The organism is Cytobacillus sp. OWB-43 (assembly GCF_034651445.1).
GTDB classification, from domain to species: domain Bacteria; phylum Bacillota; class Bacilli; order Bacillales; family Cytobacillaceae; genus Cytobacillus; species Cytobacillus kochii.
In genome coordinates, this window is sequence record NZ_JAYEFF010000005.1 from 183,446 (window position 1) to 199,101 (window position 15,656).

Below are 15,656 nucleotides of genomic sequence, written 5' to 3' on the forward strand. Positions count from 1 at the left end.
TTTCGTTTTAGAAATAAAAAAATAGATTTTTAGTGAATAACAATCCTACTTAAATGAGAATTATTAAATTTTCATATGTAGAGTATTGCGATTCATATCGTATTTAATTATTGGTTAAGAGAAGGACATTTGATTATAACCATTAAAATTAACGGAAAATTATAAAAATACAATGCTGTTTATGCAGGGAATGAATGGGTAAAGGGGAAATAGTAGATAGGTAAATAAAGGGATTAAGGGGGGGCTCATAGTGACAGAGAAGTTTGAGGTCACAATTAATGGAGAAACAACAAGTATGAGTAATCAAAAGTCGGTTATGCAGCTATTAAATACAATGAATATTGAGGTACCATCACTTTGTTATCATCCTAGTTTAGGAGCTATTGAAACTTGTGACACTTGTATTGTGAAAGTAAATGGGGAATATGTCCGTTCGTGCTCAACGACCTTACAGCCAAATGATAAGGTTGAAACAGTAGGTGAAGATATCCATGAAGCACAGATGATCGCTATGGATCGCATATTAGGTAATCATGAATTATATTGTACAGTTTGTGACTTTAATAACGGCAATTGCGAAATACATAATACCGTCAAGAAAATGAAGATTTCCCATCAAGAGACTGATCATACATCAAAAGATGCAGAAGTACAAAGAAATGAGTTTTATCGATATGATCCTGATCAATGTATCCTTTGTGGTAGATGTGTCGAGGCATGTCAGAACTTACAAGTTAATGAAACGTTAACAATTGATTGGGATTTAAAGCGACCACGAGTAATTTGGGACAAGGATTCTCCGATTGAAGAATCGTCATGTGTAAACTGTGGTCATTGTTCAACTGTTTGCCCTTGTAATGCCATGATGGAAGTTGGGATGGAAGGAGAAGCCGGATTCTTAACCGGTGTTAAACAACAATCTCTTCGTCCGATGATTGAACTAACGAAGAATATTGAAACAGGTTATGAGTCTCTTTTAACCATTTCGGATATAGAAGCAACTATGCGAGAAGAAAGAATTAATAAGACGAAAACAGTTTGTACATATTGTGGCGTAGGCTGTTCGTTTGATGTGTGGACAAAAGGAAGGCAAATATTAAAAGTAGAACCGCAGGAGGAAGCACCAGCAAATGGTGTATCAACTTGTGTGAAAGGTAAATTCGGCTGGGATTTTGTTAATAGTGAAGAGCGCTTGACCAAGCCATTGATAAGAGATGAAGAAGGTTTCAAAGAAGTGGAGTGGGAGGAAGCGCTTACTTTTATTAGTTCAAAAATGACTGAGATAAAAACGAATCATGGACCTGATTCATTAGCTTTTGTTGCATCTTCTAAATGTACAAATGAGGAGTCCTATTTAATGCAAAAATTAGCGAGAGCTGTCATCGGGACAAATAATGTTGATAATTGTTCCCGTTATTGCCAATCTCCAGCAACAAAGGGACTATGGAGAACAGTAGGTTACGGAGGCGATTCTGGCAGCATTAGTGATATTGCTCAAGCAGAGTTAATCATTTCTATCGGCTCCAATACAGCAGAATCCCACCCTGTTTTGGCGACAAGAGTAAAACGAGCGCAGAAACTAAACGGTCAAAAAGTGATTGTGGCAGATTTACGGAAGCATGAATTAGCTGAACGAGCAGACCTTTTCGTTCAACCTGCACCGGGCAGCGATCTTGTTTGGCTTTCAGCAGTGACAAAATATATTGTCGATCAAGGCTGGCATGATGAAGCGTTCTTAGCTGCGCATGTCAATGATGTAGAAGTTTTCTTCGAAAGTTTAACGCCCTATACATTATCATACGCTTCTGAAGTGACGCACTTATCAGAAGAAGAGCTGATCTCAATCGCTGAAAGAATTCATGAAGCAAAAACAACATCTATCCTTTGGGCGATGGGTGTGACACAGCATGGTGGAGGCAGTGACACAAGTACAGCTATCTCTAATTTGCTTCTTGTAACAGGAAACTATATGAAACCAGGTGCAGGTGCTTATCCACTTAGAGGTCATAATAATGTGCAAGGAACAAGTGATTTTGGCAGTATGCCAGATCGTTTCCCTGGTTATCAATATGTAACCGATGAAAGTGTCAGACAACGTTTTGAGGAGCAGTGGGGTGTGGACCTCCCTAGTGAGCCTGGTTTAAATAATCAAGAAATGGTAGAAGCCATTCATGAAGGGAAATTAAAGGCTTTATATATAAAGGGCGAAGATATGGGGATTGTTGATACGAATATCAATCATGTACAAGCAGCTTTTGAAAAACTAGAACTGTTTATTGTGCAAGATATCTTTTTCTCGAAAACATGCCAATATGCGGATGTAGTATTACCAGCCAGCCCTAGTTTGGAGAAAGAAGGAACGTTTACCAATACTGAAAGAAGAATTCAACGTTTATATAGAGTAATGGGACCGCTGGGTGATTCTAAGCCTGATTGGGAAATTATTATGGCTATTGCTAATCAACTAGGTGGAGATTGGAACTATCAACATCCAAGTGAGATTATGGATGAAGCCGCATCTCTTACCCCGTTAATGGCTGGAGTCAATTATGATCGGTTAGAAGGCTATAAAAGTCTACAATGGCCAGTAGCAGCAGATGGCAAGGATACTCCACTCTTATTCACAGATGGATTTTCACTACCGGGTGGAAAAGCTATTCTCCATCCAGTGAAATGGACACAACCGCTTACTTTCAATGAAGAATATGATATCCATGTCAACAATGGTCGACTGCTAGAGCATTTTCATGAAGGGAATATGACTTACAAATCTAAAGCGATTTCCGGTAAAACACCTAATGTCTTTCTGGAGGTTTCAGGCGAATTGGCAGCGGAAAGAGGGATTAGAGATGGTACGAAAGTTAAGTTAACATCTCCCTATGGCAGTGTAAGGGTAAGCTGCCTCGTCACTGATCGAGTAAAAGGTAAGCAGGTCTATTTACCAATGAATACATCTGGAGAGGGCGCTATTAACTATTTAACTAGTTCGCATACAGATAAGGATACAGATACGCCTGCATATAAAGAGATTTCAGCAAAGCTTGAGGTAATAGAAGAAGATGGAGAGTCTCCATTACCACGGAAGAATCATCGCTTCGGTACACCTCAACCGCAAGTAGGTGTGAATGTGGAAGGGAAATGGCAGAGGAGCGACTATATTTTCCCTGGAGATCTTGTAAGAGAGAGGAGGAGGAGGAGACATGGCTAAAGCAACAACAGTTATACGAAAAATCGAAGTGTCGCCTGAAGAGCAGAGAAATAGGGAATTAAAGGAACTGGAAGATAGTATTGTGAATAACCGCCGAGCAATTATTGATTCTATACACTTAATACAAAGAATCCACGAAAAAGGCATCCTTCATATCGTAGAAAGTATGCTGGGACAAAGTGACAAAATTCTTGATCGTGTCCTGTTATCAATGGAGCATCCTGAAGTTACAGGATCAATTAAAAATTCGTTCCTTCTCCTTGAAGTCTTAGGAAAAATAGATTTAAAGGAATGGGAACCGATGATTGATAAAATAAATACTGCACTTACCCGCATGGTAGAGGTTCAACAATCAGATAAGGAAAAAAAGGAAGTGACCATGCTATCTATGCTAAGGGATTCAGAGGTAAGGGAAGGAATGAGTATTCTACTTGCTTTTGTGAAAGGACTTGGATCAAGTGAGGGTAAGGAAAAGGAAGAGATAGTAAAACAAAATTTGGGCACCAGAAAGTTTAATAAGAATTGGCTCTTTTTTATAGGCGGAGCAGCAGTTATGTCTATCCCGTTATTTTTAAAGAGAAAAAAAGAATGAATTTCCGGCCAATGTGCCGGAAATTTTTTTTGGGGAGGGGAGAAAAGAGGGAGGTGCCTCTGATAAGAATAAAATGCGCATATAAGCGGCTATGGAAGTAGCGAGAAGTGTGGGCAAAAGACCTCACTCATAAAAAAGGTCCCCATAGTACGTATATGGGGATTTATTGTCGTTCTTTATTCGGCTTGCAACCATTCTTGAGACCACTTCTCTATTTCGCGTAAAACGGGCTCTAGGGCCATTCCTTTGTCTGTAAGCGAATACTCTATTCTTACGGGCGTTTCCGGATACACCTCGCGTTTAACAATACCTTGTTGTTCAAGGTCCTTTAATCTTTCGGACAAGACTCTACCGCTAATGCTCATTGAAGATTCTAATGTACAAAAGCGTTTAGGTCCTGCTAATAGTTGATAGATTACTAGACCAGTCCAACGTTGGCTCATGATACTCATGGCTTTTTCGAATCGAGGACATATCAGTGCTTGATTCAAAATGGTCACCCCTATTCGATGATTTCCTTATATCTTAACAATACATGATTATTGTACTTGACACAAGTAGTTAACAAAAATATAATTACTTACATAAAGTAACTAACATAACTAAAAGACAATTAAAGGGGTTAATGCAAATGAATACGTTTCATGCAGAGCCAAATATCTACGCACAGAAAATAGATCTTAAAGTAACAAATTTACAAACATCACTAAGATTCTATCAAGATATATTAGGTTTCCAAGTATTGCATCAAAGCAAGCATGAAGTGTCATTATCAGCTGATGGGAATCAAACTTTAGTGCAATTACATGCGCCAGAAGGTTTGCAGAAAAAAGAGCTGAGAAGAACAGGGCTATATCATTTTGCCATCCTGCTTCCAACGAGAAATGACTTAGCTAAGATCATTCGCCACTTTATTAAAGTGAATTATCCTTTACAAGGAGCGTCTGATCATGATGTGAGTGAAGCCCTTTATTTAGCAGACCCAGACGGAAATGGGATTGAAATTTATGCTGATCGCCCAAAAACGTCTTGGGATTGGAAGGGTGAAGAAGTTGTCATGGGCACCAATGCCTTAGATGTTCAAAGTATTATGAGTGAATGGGACGGTAATGAGTGGAATGGTATGCCGAATGAAACAATTATGGGACATATTCATTTACATGTAAATAATATAGAAGAAGCAAAAACTTTTTATTGTGAGGGTCTAGGCTTTGAAGTAGTTACTCATTATGGTAATCAAGCATTGTTTATTTCTACTGGGAAGTACCATCATCATATTGGCTTAAATATTTGGAACGGAACCATGGCTGTAGCGCCTTCAGCTAATAGTGTTGGGATGGCTTTCTATACGCTCGTTTTCCCGAAAAACAAGCTTGAACAGGCTGTTGAAAGACTTCAAGCGATGAATATAGAGGTCGAAAGGCAAGCGGACAGTTATATGGTGAGTGACCCCGCTGGAAACAATATTAAGTTAGTCGTTGAATAGAAAGGTGAGCCTTATGGATGTTAACTACGATGTATGTATTGTTGGTGCCGGACCTGGCGGCGCATTATTGGGATATTTATTAGCGAAAAATGGCATCAATGTCATCGTGCTAGAACGTAATGAAAATATGGATAAAGAATTCAGAGGAGAACATTTAAATCACTTAGGTGAAAATGTACTTAAAAAATATCATTTGTTTGATCAGGTCAAACAATTAGGTGTATTGCCGATGGAAGGAATAGAGTACTGGCAGAACGGGAGAATTCTTAGAACTGTCTCACCTGCTCCAGATGAAAGACATGTTGGCATCCATGTACCGCAAAAGCATTTATTATCAGTTCTATTAAAAGAATCTTTACAGTTCTCCGCCTATCGCCTATTAACAGGTACAAGGGCTACTGAATTGATGCTCTCAGATGGGAAAGTAAAAGGGGTAAAAGCGAAAAGGAAAAATGGAGAAGAAATAATGATTCACTCCTCCATTGTTATTGGTTCAGATGGTAGGCATTCAACGATTAGAAAGCTAGCTAAAATTCCATTTGAAAAAATTGAACACGATTACGATTTACTTTGGGCAAAATTCCCTGCACCACAAAATTGGCAACCTGTTATACGACAAGGCTTAGTAAACGATCATCAACTAGCGCTTTTTACACAAACGAATTCTTATATTCAAGTGGGATGGAATATAGATAAAGGTGCTTTTGCAGAGATTAGGAAACAACCAGTGGAAACATATATAGAAAAGTTAATTCAGGCATTTCCAGATTTACAACAATCTGTGTTAAAGTATATTCAATCGTGGCAGGATTTTATTTTACTAAATGTACAAAGTTGTCGTTGCCAAACTTGGGTTAAGGATGGCTTAGTACTAATGGGAGACGCAGCTCATACGATGAGTCCAACAGGCGCATTTGGCTTAAATAGTGCCTTGATTGATGCAGAAACTTTATATCCAACGATAGTTAAAGCTTTAGCTGCAAACGATACAAGTGCTGCATGCTTAAATGAGTTTGAAAGATATAGAAGAACAGATATTGAATCTTTACAATTAGAGCAACAAAAGATGGAGGCTTCATACAGAGAGCAGTTTGTCTCTGCCTGAGTCTTAGGGGGAGAAATAAATGAATCAAATAAACATAGAAACAAAAGCAATTGAAATATTAGAAAAAAAGATTCAGAGAATTGATCGAGGTGATCGTTCTGTTTATTTAGTAGGGCCGATTCGCTTACCTGTAAACCTAGATGGAGAAACTGTGCATTTTAAATGGTATTGCTGGTTAGATAGTGCTGAAGTGATGGAAGATACGAGCAAGATTGTCGCTCATTTATCTTCTGCTAATCTTGCTGATTCACAGCAATCAAGTGTCCTTGTTTACGGTGATTTTGAGGATAGTGAAGATGCATTGGTGCGTTTCCACTCGATTTGTCATACCGGGGATATTTTTGGCAGCAAGCGTTGTGATTGCGGATACCAACTTAAGCAATCTATGAAAATGATGGTGGCAAATGGTTCGGGCGCATTGTTTTACTTAGCTAATCATGAGGGAAGAGGCATTGGGTTATTTAGTAAAGCGATGGCTTATGTACTGCAGGAAAATGGTTATGATACCGTCGAGGCAAATGAAGAGCTTGGCTTTGTGGATGACTCTCGAAAATATGATGAAGCAATCACTGTATTACAACAATTGAGGAAAAAGCCTATTACATTAATCACGAATAATCCCAAGAAATTAGTTGCTTTAACAGATGCAGGAGCCTTATTAGTAGGTCGGACACCACTATGGGGGGATATCTCTGATTTTAATGAAAAGTATCTGCAAACAAAGGTGTTAAAATCCGGACATCTTCAGGCAGAAGGGGTGTCGAGAGATGAGTAATGATCAATTTTACATGGAGTTAGCATTGCAAAATGCCAAAGCGATGAAGGGACAAACAGATCCCAATCCGCTTGTAGGTGCCGTAATTGTAAATAACCAGCGGATTGTGGGTATCGGCGCGCATATGAAAGCAGGTGAACCACATGCAGAAATTCATGCTCTCAATATGGCAGGGGATCAAGCGAAAGGGGCAACGATTTATGTTACCTTGGAACCTTGTTCCCATCATGGACGAACGGGTCCCTGTGCGGAGGCCCTTGTTCAAGCGGGGATAAAAAAATGCGTTATCGCTTCATTAGACCCCAATCCTATTGTTAGTGGGAATGGAGTAAGGATATTAGAAAAAGCAGGTATCGAAGTAATTATTGGTATTTGTGAACAAGAAGCAATAGAGATGAATGAGGTATTTAATCATTATATAACTGCTGATCGTCCTTTCATTACACTGAAATCTGGTATTTCACTGGATGGTAAAATTGCTACACATACAGCTAGCAGTAAGTGGATTACTTCAGAAGAAGCAAGATTAGATGTACACCAGTTAAGAAGTAACCATCAAGCGATTTTAGTTGGAATTGGAACAGTGCTTCATGATGACCCAGCTCTAACGTCTAGAATACAAAATGGTAGAAATCCCATTAGACTTGTGTTAGATTCAACTTTACGTATCCCTATGGAAAGTCAGCTTGTTAATGATGGATTAGCACCAACATGGGTTTTTACTGGTTCCTACTATGATCAAGAGAAGAAAGCCCAGCTAGAAGAGAAGGGCATTCGTCTCTTTCATACATCAACAGAAAAAGTAACTATCGCTGAAGTAATGACTATGTTAAAAGAAGAGCAAATTTCTTCTGTTCTGATTGAAGGCGGCGGCAATGTCAGTGCGTCCTTTTTAGAGGACGGTTATATTGATAAAGTAGTAATTTATTTAGCGCCTAAGTTAGTTGGTGGAAAAGAAGCACCAACCTTTTTAGAAGGTACAGGGGTTGCTCTTATGAGTGAAGCGGTAGAATTAGAGCATGTAACGGTGACTCCGATTGGCAAAGACTTTAAGTTTGTTGGATATCCTACTAACAAATAAAGGACTGAAATGATGAGGTTTGGTTTTGATATTGATGATACTTTAATCGATTTAAGAGGACATGCATTAAGTATTTATAATCGGAAATTAAAGAAGGAGATTGAAGCATCTGCACTTCAACAATTAAACACACTTGAAATCCATTCTTTATATGATTTGACTGATGATGAAGGTTTCAAAATGTGGAATCAACATCAAGAGGAAATCTTCTTTACGAACTGCAAAGCTTTTCCTGGCGCACTTGAGCTTTTACAGAAGCTGGCGGCAATGGGGCATGAGATCTTTTATATTACCGCAAGAGATGCGGACTATTGCCAGCAAACGAAAGCTTGGATGATGCAATTCGGTTTTCCAATTGAAGAAGGTCACTTTTTCTGTGGAATGAAGGATCACGAAAAAGTGAATATCATTAAAGATCTTCAGCTAGATTATTATGTTGATGATAAACCACAAATATTGCACACACTAAAAGAGACAAAGGTCACATGTTTTTTAAAGGATCAATCATATAATCAAGAGGCTTGTGATTGGGAAAGAATAAAAGACTGGCAAGTGTATTTAAGAAATATCGACCAATAAAAAAACTGACTCAGATTGTCGTATACGTACGACAATATAGAGTCAGTTTTTTAGCATCTCGTGGAAATAGTAAAAGTGAAGGAATCTAATGAAATGAAATACGAAATACAATTATTGCTTGATGTATACACTTCCAAAAGGTTGATAGAAGTGCTCCATATCGTTAAAATATCATGACTCATTTCCGATAGACTCTCGATTTTTTTAAAATTGGCTAAGAAGTGATATGTTTGTTGAAAAAGTGGAGGGAGAGTTTTGAGTAATTGAAAAAGATATTCACTGTTTGGAACAGCCGCCAGCTCCCCATGGAGAGGCTAGTTTTAAGTGGAGTAAAATTAATCACAAAAGGCTGTAACACAAGATGTGTACAACTCTTTGTGAATAAATTTACTTAAATTGTAGTGAATTAGCTTTACTTCATTTTATCTACTAAAGGTTGTTCAGATGATTGAGTCATGGCTATGAACCCATTAACAATTAATATGTAAATAGGATAGAGAATGACACAAATAAGAATAATGATACTGGTGACTGGGTTAGGTGATTCGATTGTCATTGAAAACGGTAAGAATATTGCAGTGATAAGCATCATGATGGAAAAGAAAGGAATCCAAGTAATGCTAGTAAAATATCTTATTCTTTTATGGTGTAGCCATTTTGTAGTTAAATGAAAAATATAGGCAGTACCTAAGAGAAGGATGATCAGAATAAGTGTATTACTAATAATGATAACCATACTGACATTTATGCCTGTCCAGCGACTGATTCTATTAACATTGCTTGAAAGTTGTACGGGGAAATAAGCGATGAGTGCATAAAATAGGCTCAGCAGATTCATTTTTTTAAATGTAGTCATGGGGGTTCTTCCTTTCTCAATTTTACAATTACACTCGACAAAACCAATGTAGTTCGGCCAAAATAAGGATAAAGCGTAATGATAAGAAGGTGTATAGGATATGATAAATAATCAAATACAACAGTTATTAGCAGATGATTCACTTATTAAAAAGCTAGTTAAATATGAACCAGTACTATGGTTGAATCAACAATATGATTCTACGATTCGTGGTCCTTTATCTAGTGTACATGTTGAAGACGCTATAAGACGTTTAGAAAGATTTGCTCCATATATTGCTAAAGCTTTTCCTGAAACAAGCAAGCAGAAGGGTATCATTGAATCTCCTCTACTCACATTGTTCAATATGAAGGAAAAACATGTAAATGTCAAAGGAGACTTACTGCTAAAGGCAGATAATGAACTTCCTATATCGGGATCTATTAAAGCTAGAGGTGGGATATATGAAGTATTAAAGCATGCAGAACACCTTGCTTTATCTGAAGGGATTCTTAACCTTACTGATGATTATAGCAAATTATTTAATCAGCAGGCATTTTTTTCACAGTATAGTATAGCTGTTGGTTCTACAGGTAATCTTGGTTTAAGTATCGGTATAATGGGTGCAAAACTTGGATTTCGCGTATATGTACATATGTCGAGTGAGGCAAAGAAGTGGAAGAAGGAATTATTGAAGCAAAAAGGTGTACAGGTCATCGAGCATACTTCAGATTTTAGCGCGGCGGTAGCTGAAGGTAGAAGACAAGCAGAGAGCGATCCGACTATGTATTTTATAGATGATGAGCATTCTGAACACCTTTTTCTTGGATATGCAGTTGCTGCCTTTCGTCTAAAGAAACAGCTAGAAGAACAGCAAATTAGCATCTCTCAAGAGTATCCATTATTTGTCTACTTACCTTGTGGGGTAGGAGGGGGGCCAGGGGGCATTACCTTTGGTTTAAAACAAGTTTTTGGTGAGCATGTACATTGTTTCTTTGCTGAACCGACACACGCACCGGCCATGTTATTAGGTTTGCGAACAGGCCTGCATGAGAAGATTTCGGTACAGGATATTGGAATAGAGCTGAAGACAGAGGCGGATGGACTCGCTGTTGGACGCCCCTCTCAATTAGTTGGTCATATGCTAGAAAAAGCGATAAGTGGTGTATATACTGTTTCGGACCGTGAGTTGTATGAAATGATGCATTTTTTGAAAAACGAGGAGGGTATTTTCTTGGAGCCTTCAGCTTTAGCAGGGTTCTTAGGTCCGAAAAAAATCCTTCAATCAATGTATTCTGAGCAAGTTGGTATTACTAATATGAGTAAGGCAACTCATCTCGTATGGGGAACAGGTGGCAGTATGGTCCCTGATGAAATACAGCAACAATATTTACATTTGGCAAAAAAGGCGGGGGAATAAAGAGATGAATTTCACAAAAAAGCTATTTTATAATGATGCTTATACACAAACATTTACAACAAATATCTCTAAGGTAGGTAAAGATACAGAAGGCAGCTACGTCGTATTAGAAGAAACTGCGTTTTACCCGACCGGTGGTGGACAACCTGCTGATAAGGGATGGCTAAATGGTGTAGAGGTAATGAATGTTGAAGAAAAGGAGGGTGAGATTAGGCATTATTTGGCGCAGTTGTTAGACGAAGGGGAGAAAGTCGATGGTAAAATTAACTGGGACCGTCGCTTTGATCATATGCAGCAGCATGCTGGTCAGCATATTCTTTCAGCTGCCTTTGCTGAAACGTTTCAATATCAAACGATTAGCTTTCATTTAGGCAAAGAAATTGTTTCAATAGATTTAGACATTGAAGACGTAACGGATGGAGAACTCGAAAGGGTGGAAAATGTAGCGAATCAAATCATTCTTGAAAATAGAGAAATAGAGACAGTATGGGTAGAGAAAGAGGATCTTTACAAGTATCCACTTCGAAAAGAAACAACGGTCTCTCATCATATTCGTTTAGTGATTATTCGATCATTTGACTATAATGGATGTGGTGGTACACACCCTTCTTCAACTGGGGAAGTAAGTGTGATTAAAATTCTCGGAACAGAGAGACATAAAAAGAAAACGCGAATTTACTTTGTTTGTGGTGCAAGGGTATTGCAGCAATTGCATCAAAAAAATAAAGTTTTGAATGAAGCAACCAAGTTATTAAGTGCACCTGAGGAAGATGTAGCACAAACAATTAAAAAGCTTTTAGTGGATATGAAAAGCTTGCAAAAGCAATTAGAGGTAAATGGAGAACAACTTTTGCAATTTGAAGCACGTCAATTAATGACTACAGCAAAGACAAACGATAACTGCTTGGTTGTCGGTAAGGTTTTTCTTAATCGTTCAATCAGTGAATTGCAATGGATGGCCAAATGGATGACAGCAGAGAAAGAGAATAATCTTATTGTGTTTATTAATGAAACGGAAGACAAGCTTCAATGTATTTGTGCAAGTGGAACACAAGTAGACTTTAGCATGAAGGAAATTTGTAGCAAGTTACTCTTTGAGATAAAAGGTAAGGGTGGAGGCAACCAAACTTTCGCTCAAGGTGGCGGAGAGCGCAGTGTAGAGGGAAAAGTCCTGCTAGACAAGGCGCTTTCATATGTTATATAATCTAACATAAATAAGACAAAATTAAAAAAATATTACGAAAAATATTGAAAATTGATTGTCAAAGCTAGGACGAATGGTTTACAATTCTAAGTAAGGGTCTTATGCATTACAATGAATGTTTATGTTTTTACATAAGCACCTCTTGTAATATCCATACTGGCTAGGAGGAAGAAAAATGTTTCCGCCAAATACCCTCTATATTATTGGAGAGAGTAAAACCTCTTCTAACAATGCGATCATGCAACAATACAATGGTTTTTTCATTGCCTTTGTGGTTGAGAAAGATTCTGGGAAGATTATCGATGCTGAATGCTCTTCAACCATAGGTTTAACATCAGCTTTCATCCAATCTATTTTCGTTGGGCAAAGTTTGTTGGAGTCGGATTTCTTATTAAATGAAATCGAAACGAGATATTTTGGATCATCGCAGAAAGCCATAATGGTAGCGTATCGCAATGCACTTATTAAATATAACCAAATTAAAATGAAATAGCTGCTTTTTCTGTTTATCGCAGATAAAATCCAGCGACTAAAGGTTTATTTCACTCTGCCTTGGTCGTTGGATTTTTTTGATTTCTAATGATGAAGGTATGATATTTATTTGTAAAATATTTTCAATTTTCTGAGAATCATAAGCTGGAGGGGACAAAATGAAATTATATGTGTCAGTCGATATGGAAGGAATTACAGGGCTTGCTGATTATACTCAAGTAGATTCAGCTAAAAACAACTATGAACGTGGTCGGAGAATTATGACTGATGAAGCGAACTATGTAATCACAGAGGCCTTCAATCAAGGTTGTGAAGAGGTGCTTGTGAATGATAGTCATTCGAAAATGAATAATTTAATGATTGAATATCTCCATCCAGATACAAGTTTGATTACTGGGGATGTAAAGCCCTTTTCAATGGTAGAAGGCTTAGATGAATCTTATGCTGGAGCAATTTTTGTCGGATATCATGCCCGCGCTTCCATGAAGGGCGTAATGTCGCATTCTATGTTTTTTAATGTGAGAAATATGTTTATTAACGATGTTGTTGTTGGTGAGTTGGGGTTCAATGCATATGTAGCTGGATACTATGGTGTCCCTGTCATCATGGTGGCTGGTGATGACCAAGCAGCGAAAGAAGCAGAAAGCTTAATTCCTCATATAACGACAGCGGTAGTGAAAGAAACGATTACCCGTTCAGCAGTGAAGTCACTTACGCCAGCAAAAGCAGAGATTTTATTGAAAGAAAAGACAGTGCAAGCAATAGAGAATAAAGAAAGAGTTAAGCCGCTTGTGCCTCCAGATAAGCCGCTCCTTAAAATTGAGTTTGCTAATTATGGTCAAGCAGAGTGGGCAGCATTAATGCCCGGAACTCATTTGGAAGAGGGAACAACAACGGTGCAATTTCAAGCGAAAGACATCTTAGAGGCTTATCGTGCCATGCTTGTCATGACTGAATTAGCTTCGAGAACATCATATTGCTAAGGAGGTGTGTCTATGCTTAAGTACATTGGAAAACGACTCGGGGCGATGGTCATCACCTTATGGGTAATCATCACACTTACATTCTTTCTTATGCATGCTATACCAGGTTCGCCATTTAATAATGAACGTGCAACAAGTGAAGCTGTTCAAAGGAACTTAGAAGCATTCTATCATTTAGATGAACCACTATATGTCCAGTATTTTTCTTATATCCAATCTGTCGTTACCTTTGATTTTGGACCTTCGATTAAAAAGCCGGCGCAGTCGGTTAATGATATGCTCGGTCGGGGCTTTCCTGTTTCTTTTGAATTAGGGATGGTAACCCTCATAGTGGCCGTTATATCCGGGATTACCCTCGGCGTGATCGCCGCCCTTAGACATAATGGCTTTATAGATTATTTAGCTATGACTGTAGCTGTTTTAGGTATTTCCATTCCGAATTTTGTCATGGCAACCATGCTAATTCAGCAACTTGCAGTTAACCTTCCAATTTTTCCTGTAGCAACATGGTCGAGTCCAATGCATATGGTGCTACCGACTCTAGCGCTTGCGACTGGACCGATGGCAATTATTGCTAGGCTTACAAGATCCAGCATGCTAGAAGTGTTAACTCAGGACTATATTCGCACAGCGAAAGCGAAAGGTTTGAAGCCTGTAACAATCGTTTTTAGACATGCACTGCGCAATGCGCTTTTACCGGTAGTAACCGTGCTAGGTACATTAGCTGCCAGTATTCTTACAGGTACATTTGTGATTGAGAAAATATTTGCTATCCCGGGCATGGGGAAGTATTTCGTTGAGAGTATCAATACGCGTGACTATCCAGTCATTATGGGGACTACGGTGTTTTACAGCTCGATATTAATCGTCATGTTATTCCTTGTCGACATTGCTTACGGCATATTAGACCCTAGAATTAAGCTTCATAAAAAGGAGGGGAACTGATGGAGATACAAAAGCAAACGAACGATACATATACAGATATTCCAGATGATTGGTTTTCCCCGAAAGAAAAAGATGAAAGAAAAGCGGAAGCGGTAGTTAGACCAAGTCTTTCTTATTGGCAAGATGCATGGAAAAGGCTATTGAAGAATAAATTGGCTATGTCAGGGCTCGTTTTTCTTGTTCTTTTAACCATTATGTCTTTTGTAGGACCGTTGATTTCCCCTCATAATGGATCGGAACAAATGCTGGCGAATCAAAACTTAGCGCCATCTTCAGAATTTTGGTTTGGCACAGATGAACTAGGTAGAGATGTCTTTACTCGAGTGTGGGAAGGGGCCCAAGTTTCCTTATTTGTTGGTCTTGCTGCAGCACTTATTGACTTTGCCATTGGTGTTGCTTATGGAGGCATTGCCGGTTATAAGGGTGGACGCACAGATAATGTAATGATGCGGATTGTAGAGGTATTATACGGTCTTCCTTATCTTTTAGTTGTGATTTTAATAAGTGTGGTCATGGGACCAGGATTATTCACCATTATTTTTGCCCTGTCGATCACAGGCTGGGTAGGAATGGCCAGGATTGTCCGTGGGCAAGTTCTTCAGGTGAAAAACTATGAATTTGTAATGGCATCGAAAACCTTTGGTACGAAAACGGGGAGAATCATTCGTAAAAACTTACTTCCGAATACGATGGGACCGATAATCGTTCAGATGACTTTAACAGTACCATCAGCCATTTTCGCTGAAGCCTTTCTTAGTTTCTTAGGGTTAGGGATTCAACCCCCACTAGCTAGTTGGGGATCGATGGCTAATGATGCACTCACTTCCATATTAACTGGAGATTGGTGGAGACTATTCTTCCCAGCGTTATTTATTAGTTTAACGATGTTCTCATTTAATGTGTTAGGTGACGGTTTACAAGACGCATTGGATCCTAAGTTAAGGAGGTAAC

General features: G+C 38.5%; 15 protein-coding genes. 13 read left to right on the forward strand and 2 right to left on the reverse strand.

Annotated elements, in window-relative coordinates:
- Positions 1-250: 250 nt before the first annotated feature.
- Both fdhF and U9M49_RS17680 read left to right on the forward strand, forming a co-directional pair.
- Positions 251-3,208, forward strand: a complete 2,958-nt coding sequence (gene fdhF, locus U9M49_RS17675; protein ID WP_322910304.1) for a formate dehydrogenase subunit alpha — start codon at positions 251-253, stop codon at positions 3,206-3,208.
- Entirely contained in the window at positions 3,201-3,800 is a 600-nt protein-coding gene (locus tag U9M49_RS17680) for a DUF1641 domain-containing protein (RefSeq protein WP_095370885.1), read from the forward strand. The genes fdhF and U9M49_RS17680 overlap by 8 nt, the downstream gene beginning before the upstream one ends.
- A 176-nt stretch (positions 3,801-3,976) precedes the next feature.
- Here U9M49_RS17680 and U9M49_RS17685 read toward each other — a convergent pair whose 3' ends face one another.
- Complete coding sequence (locus tag U9M49_RS17685) at positions 3,977-4,291, reverse strand: winged helix-turn-helix transcriptional regulator (RefSeq protein ID WP_095370884.1); 315 nt, start codon at positions 4,289-4,291, stop codon at positions 3,977-3,979.
- Positions 4,292-4,431: 140 nt separating this feature from the next.
- On the opposite strand from U9M49_RS17685, the gene U9M49_RS17690 reads away from it, so the two are divergent.
- Genes U9M49_RS17690 through U9M49_RS17710 form a run of 5 tightly spaced genes read left to right on the forward strand, consistent with a single transcriptional unit; the run spans position 4,432 to position 8,826 of the window.
- Positions 4,432-5,286, forward strand: a complete 855-nt coding sequence (locus U9M49_RS17690) for a VOC family protein (protein WP_095370883.1) — start codon at positions 4,432-4,434, stop codon at positions 5,284-5,286.
- A gap of 13 nt (positions 5,287-5,299) precedes the next feature.
- Positions 5,300-6,391 (forward strand): FAD-dependent monooxygenase, encoded by a 1,092-nt coding sequence (locus U9M49_RS17695; protein WP_322910305.1) that lies wholly within the window; start codon positions 5,300-5,302, stop codon positions 6,389-6,391.
- Positions 6,392-6,410: 19 nt separating this feature from the next.
- Positions 6,411-7,166, forward strand: coding sequence for a GTP cyclohydrolase II (locus U9M49_RS17700; RefSeq protein WP_322910306.1), 756 nt, complete (start codon positions 6,411-6,413; stop codon positions 7,164-7,166).
- Positions 7,159-8,247 carry a bifunctional diaminohydroxyphosphoribosylaminopyrimidine deaminase/5-amino-6-(5-phosphoribosylamino)uracil reductase RibD gene (gene ribD / locus U9M49_RS17705; RefSeq protein WP_307315525.1) on the forward strand — a complete coding sequence of 363 codons (1,089 nt, stop codon included), beginning with the start codon at positions 7,159-7,161 and terminating at the stop codon, positions 8,245-8,247. Before U9M49_RS17700 ends, ribD begins: the two co-directional genes overlap by 8 nt.
- 12 nt (positions 8,248-8,259) lie before the next feature.
- Complete coding sequence (locus U9M49_RS17710) at positions 8,260-8,826, forward strand: 5' nucleotidase, NT5C type (protein WP_307315523.1); 567 nt, start codon at positions 8,260-8,262, stop codon at positions 8,824-8,826.
- A 412-nt stretch (positions 8,827-9,238) separates the two neighbouring features.
- On the opposite strand, the gene U9M49_RS17715 is transcribed toward U9M49_RS17710, so the two are convergent.
- Positions 9,239-9,682, reverse strand: coding sequence for a hypothetical protein (locus tag U9M49_RS17715; protein ID WP_095370879.1), 444 nt, complete (start codon positions 9,680-9,682; stop codon positions 9,239-9,241).
- Positions 9,683-9,782: 100 nt separating this feature from the next.
- On the opposite strand from U9M49_RS17715, the gene U9M49_RS17720 reads away from it, so the two are divergent.
- The 6 genes from U9M49_RS17720 (at position 9,783) to U9M49_RS17745 (ending at position 15,655) form a co-directional block, all read left to right on the forward strand.
- Positions 9,783-11,081 carry a D-serine ammonia-lyase gene (locus U9M49_RS17720; RefSeq protein WP_322910307.1) on the forward strand — a complete coding sequence of 433 codons (1,299 nt, stop codon included), beginning with the start codon at positions 9,783-9,785 and terminating at the stop codon, positions 11,079-11,081.
- Between the two features lie 4 nt (positions 11,082-11,085).
- Positions 11,086-12,285: an alanyl-tRNA editing protein gene (locus tag U9M49_RS17725; protein ID WP_322910308.1), complete on the forward strand. Its 1,200-nt coding sequence runs from the start codon at positions 11,086-11,088 to the stop codon at positions 12,283-12,285.
- Positions 12,286-12,460: 175 nt separating this feature from the next.
- Positions 12,461-12,778, forward strand: a complete 318-nt coding sequence (locus tag U9M49_RS17730) for a DUF3870 domain-containing protein (protein ID WP_095370876.1) — start codon at positions 12,461-12,463, stop codon at positions 12,776-12,778.
- Between the two features lie 157 nt (positions 12,779-12,935).
- The gene (locus tag U9M49_RS17735) at positions 12,936-13,760 is read left to right on the forward strand and encodes a M55 family metallopeptidase (RefSeq protein WP_095370875.1); all 825 of its coding nucleotides are present in this window, start codon (positions 12,936-12,938) and stop codon (positions 13,758-13,760) included.
- A gap of 12 nt (positions 13,761-13,772) precedes the next feature.
- The gene (locus U9M49_RS17740; RefSeq protein WP_095370874.1) at positions 13,773-14,705 is read left to right on the forward strand and encodes an ABC transporter permease; all 933 of its coding nucleotides are present in this window, start codon (positions 13,773-13,775) and stop codon (positions 14,703-14,705) included.
- Complete coding sequence (locus tag U9M49_RS17745) at positions 14,705-15,655, forward strand: ABC transporter permease (RefSeq protein ID WP_095370873.1); 951 nt, start codon at positions 14,705-14,707, stop codon at positions 15,653-15,655. The genes U9M49_RS17740 and U9M49_RS17745 overlap by 1 nt, the downstream gene beginning before the upstream one ends.
- Position 15,656: the final 1 nt, after the last annotated feature.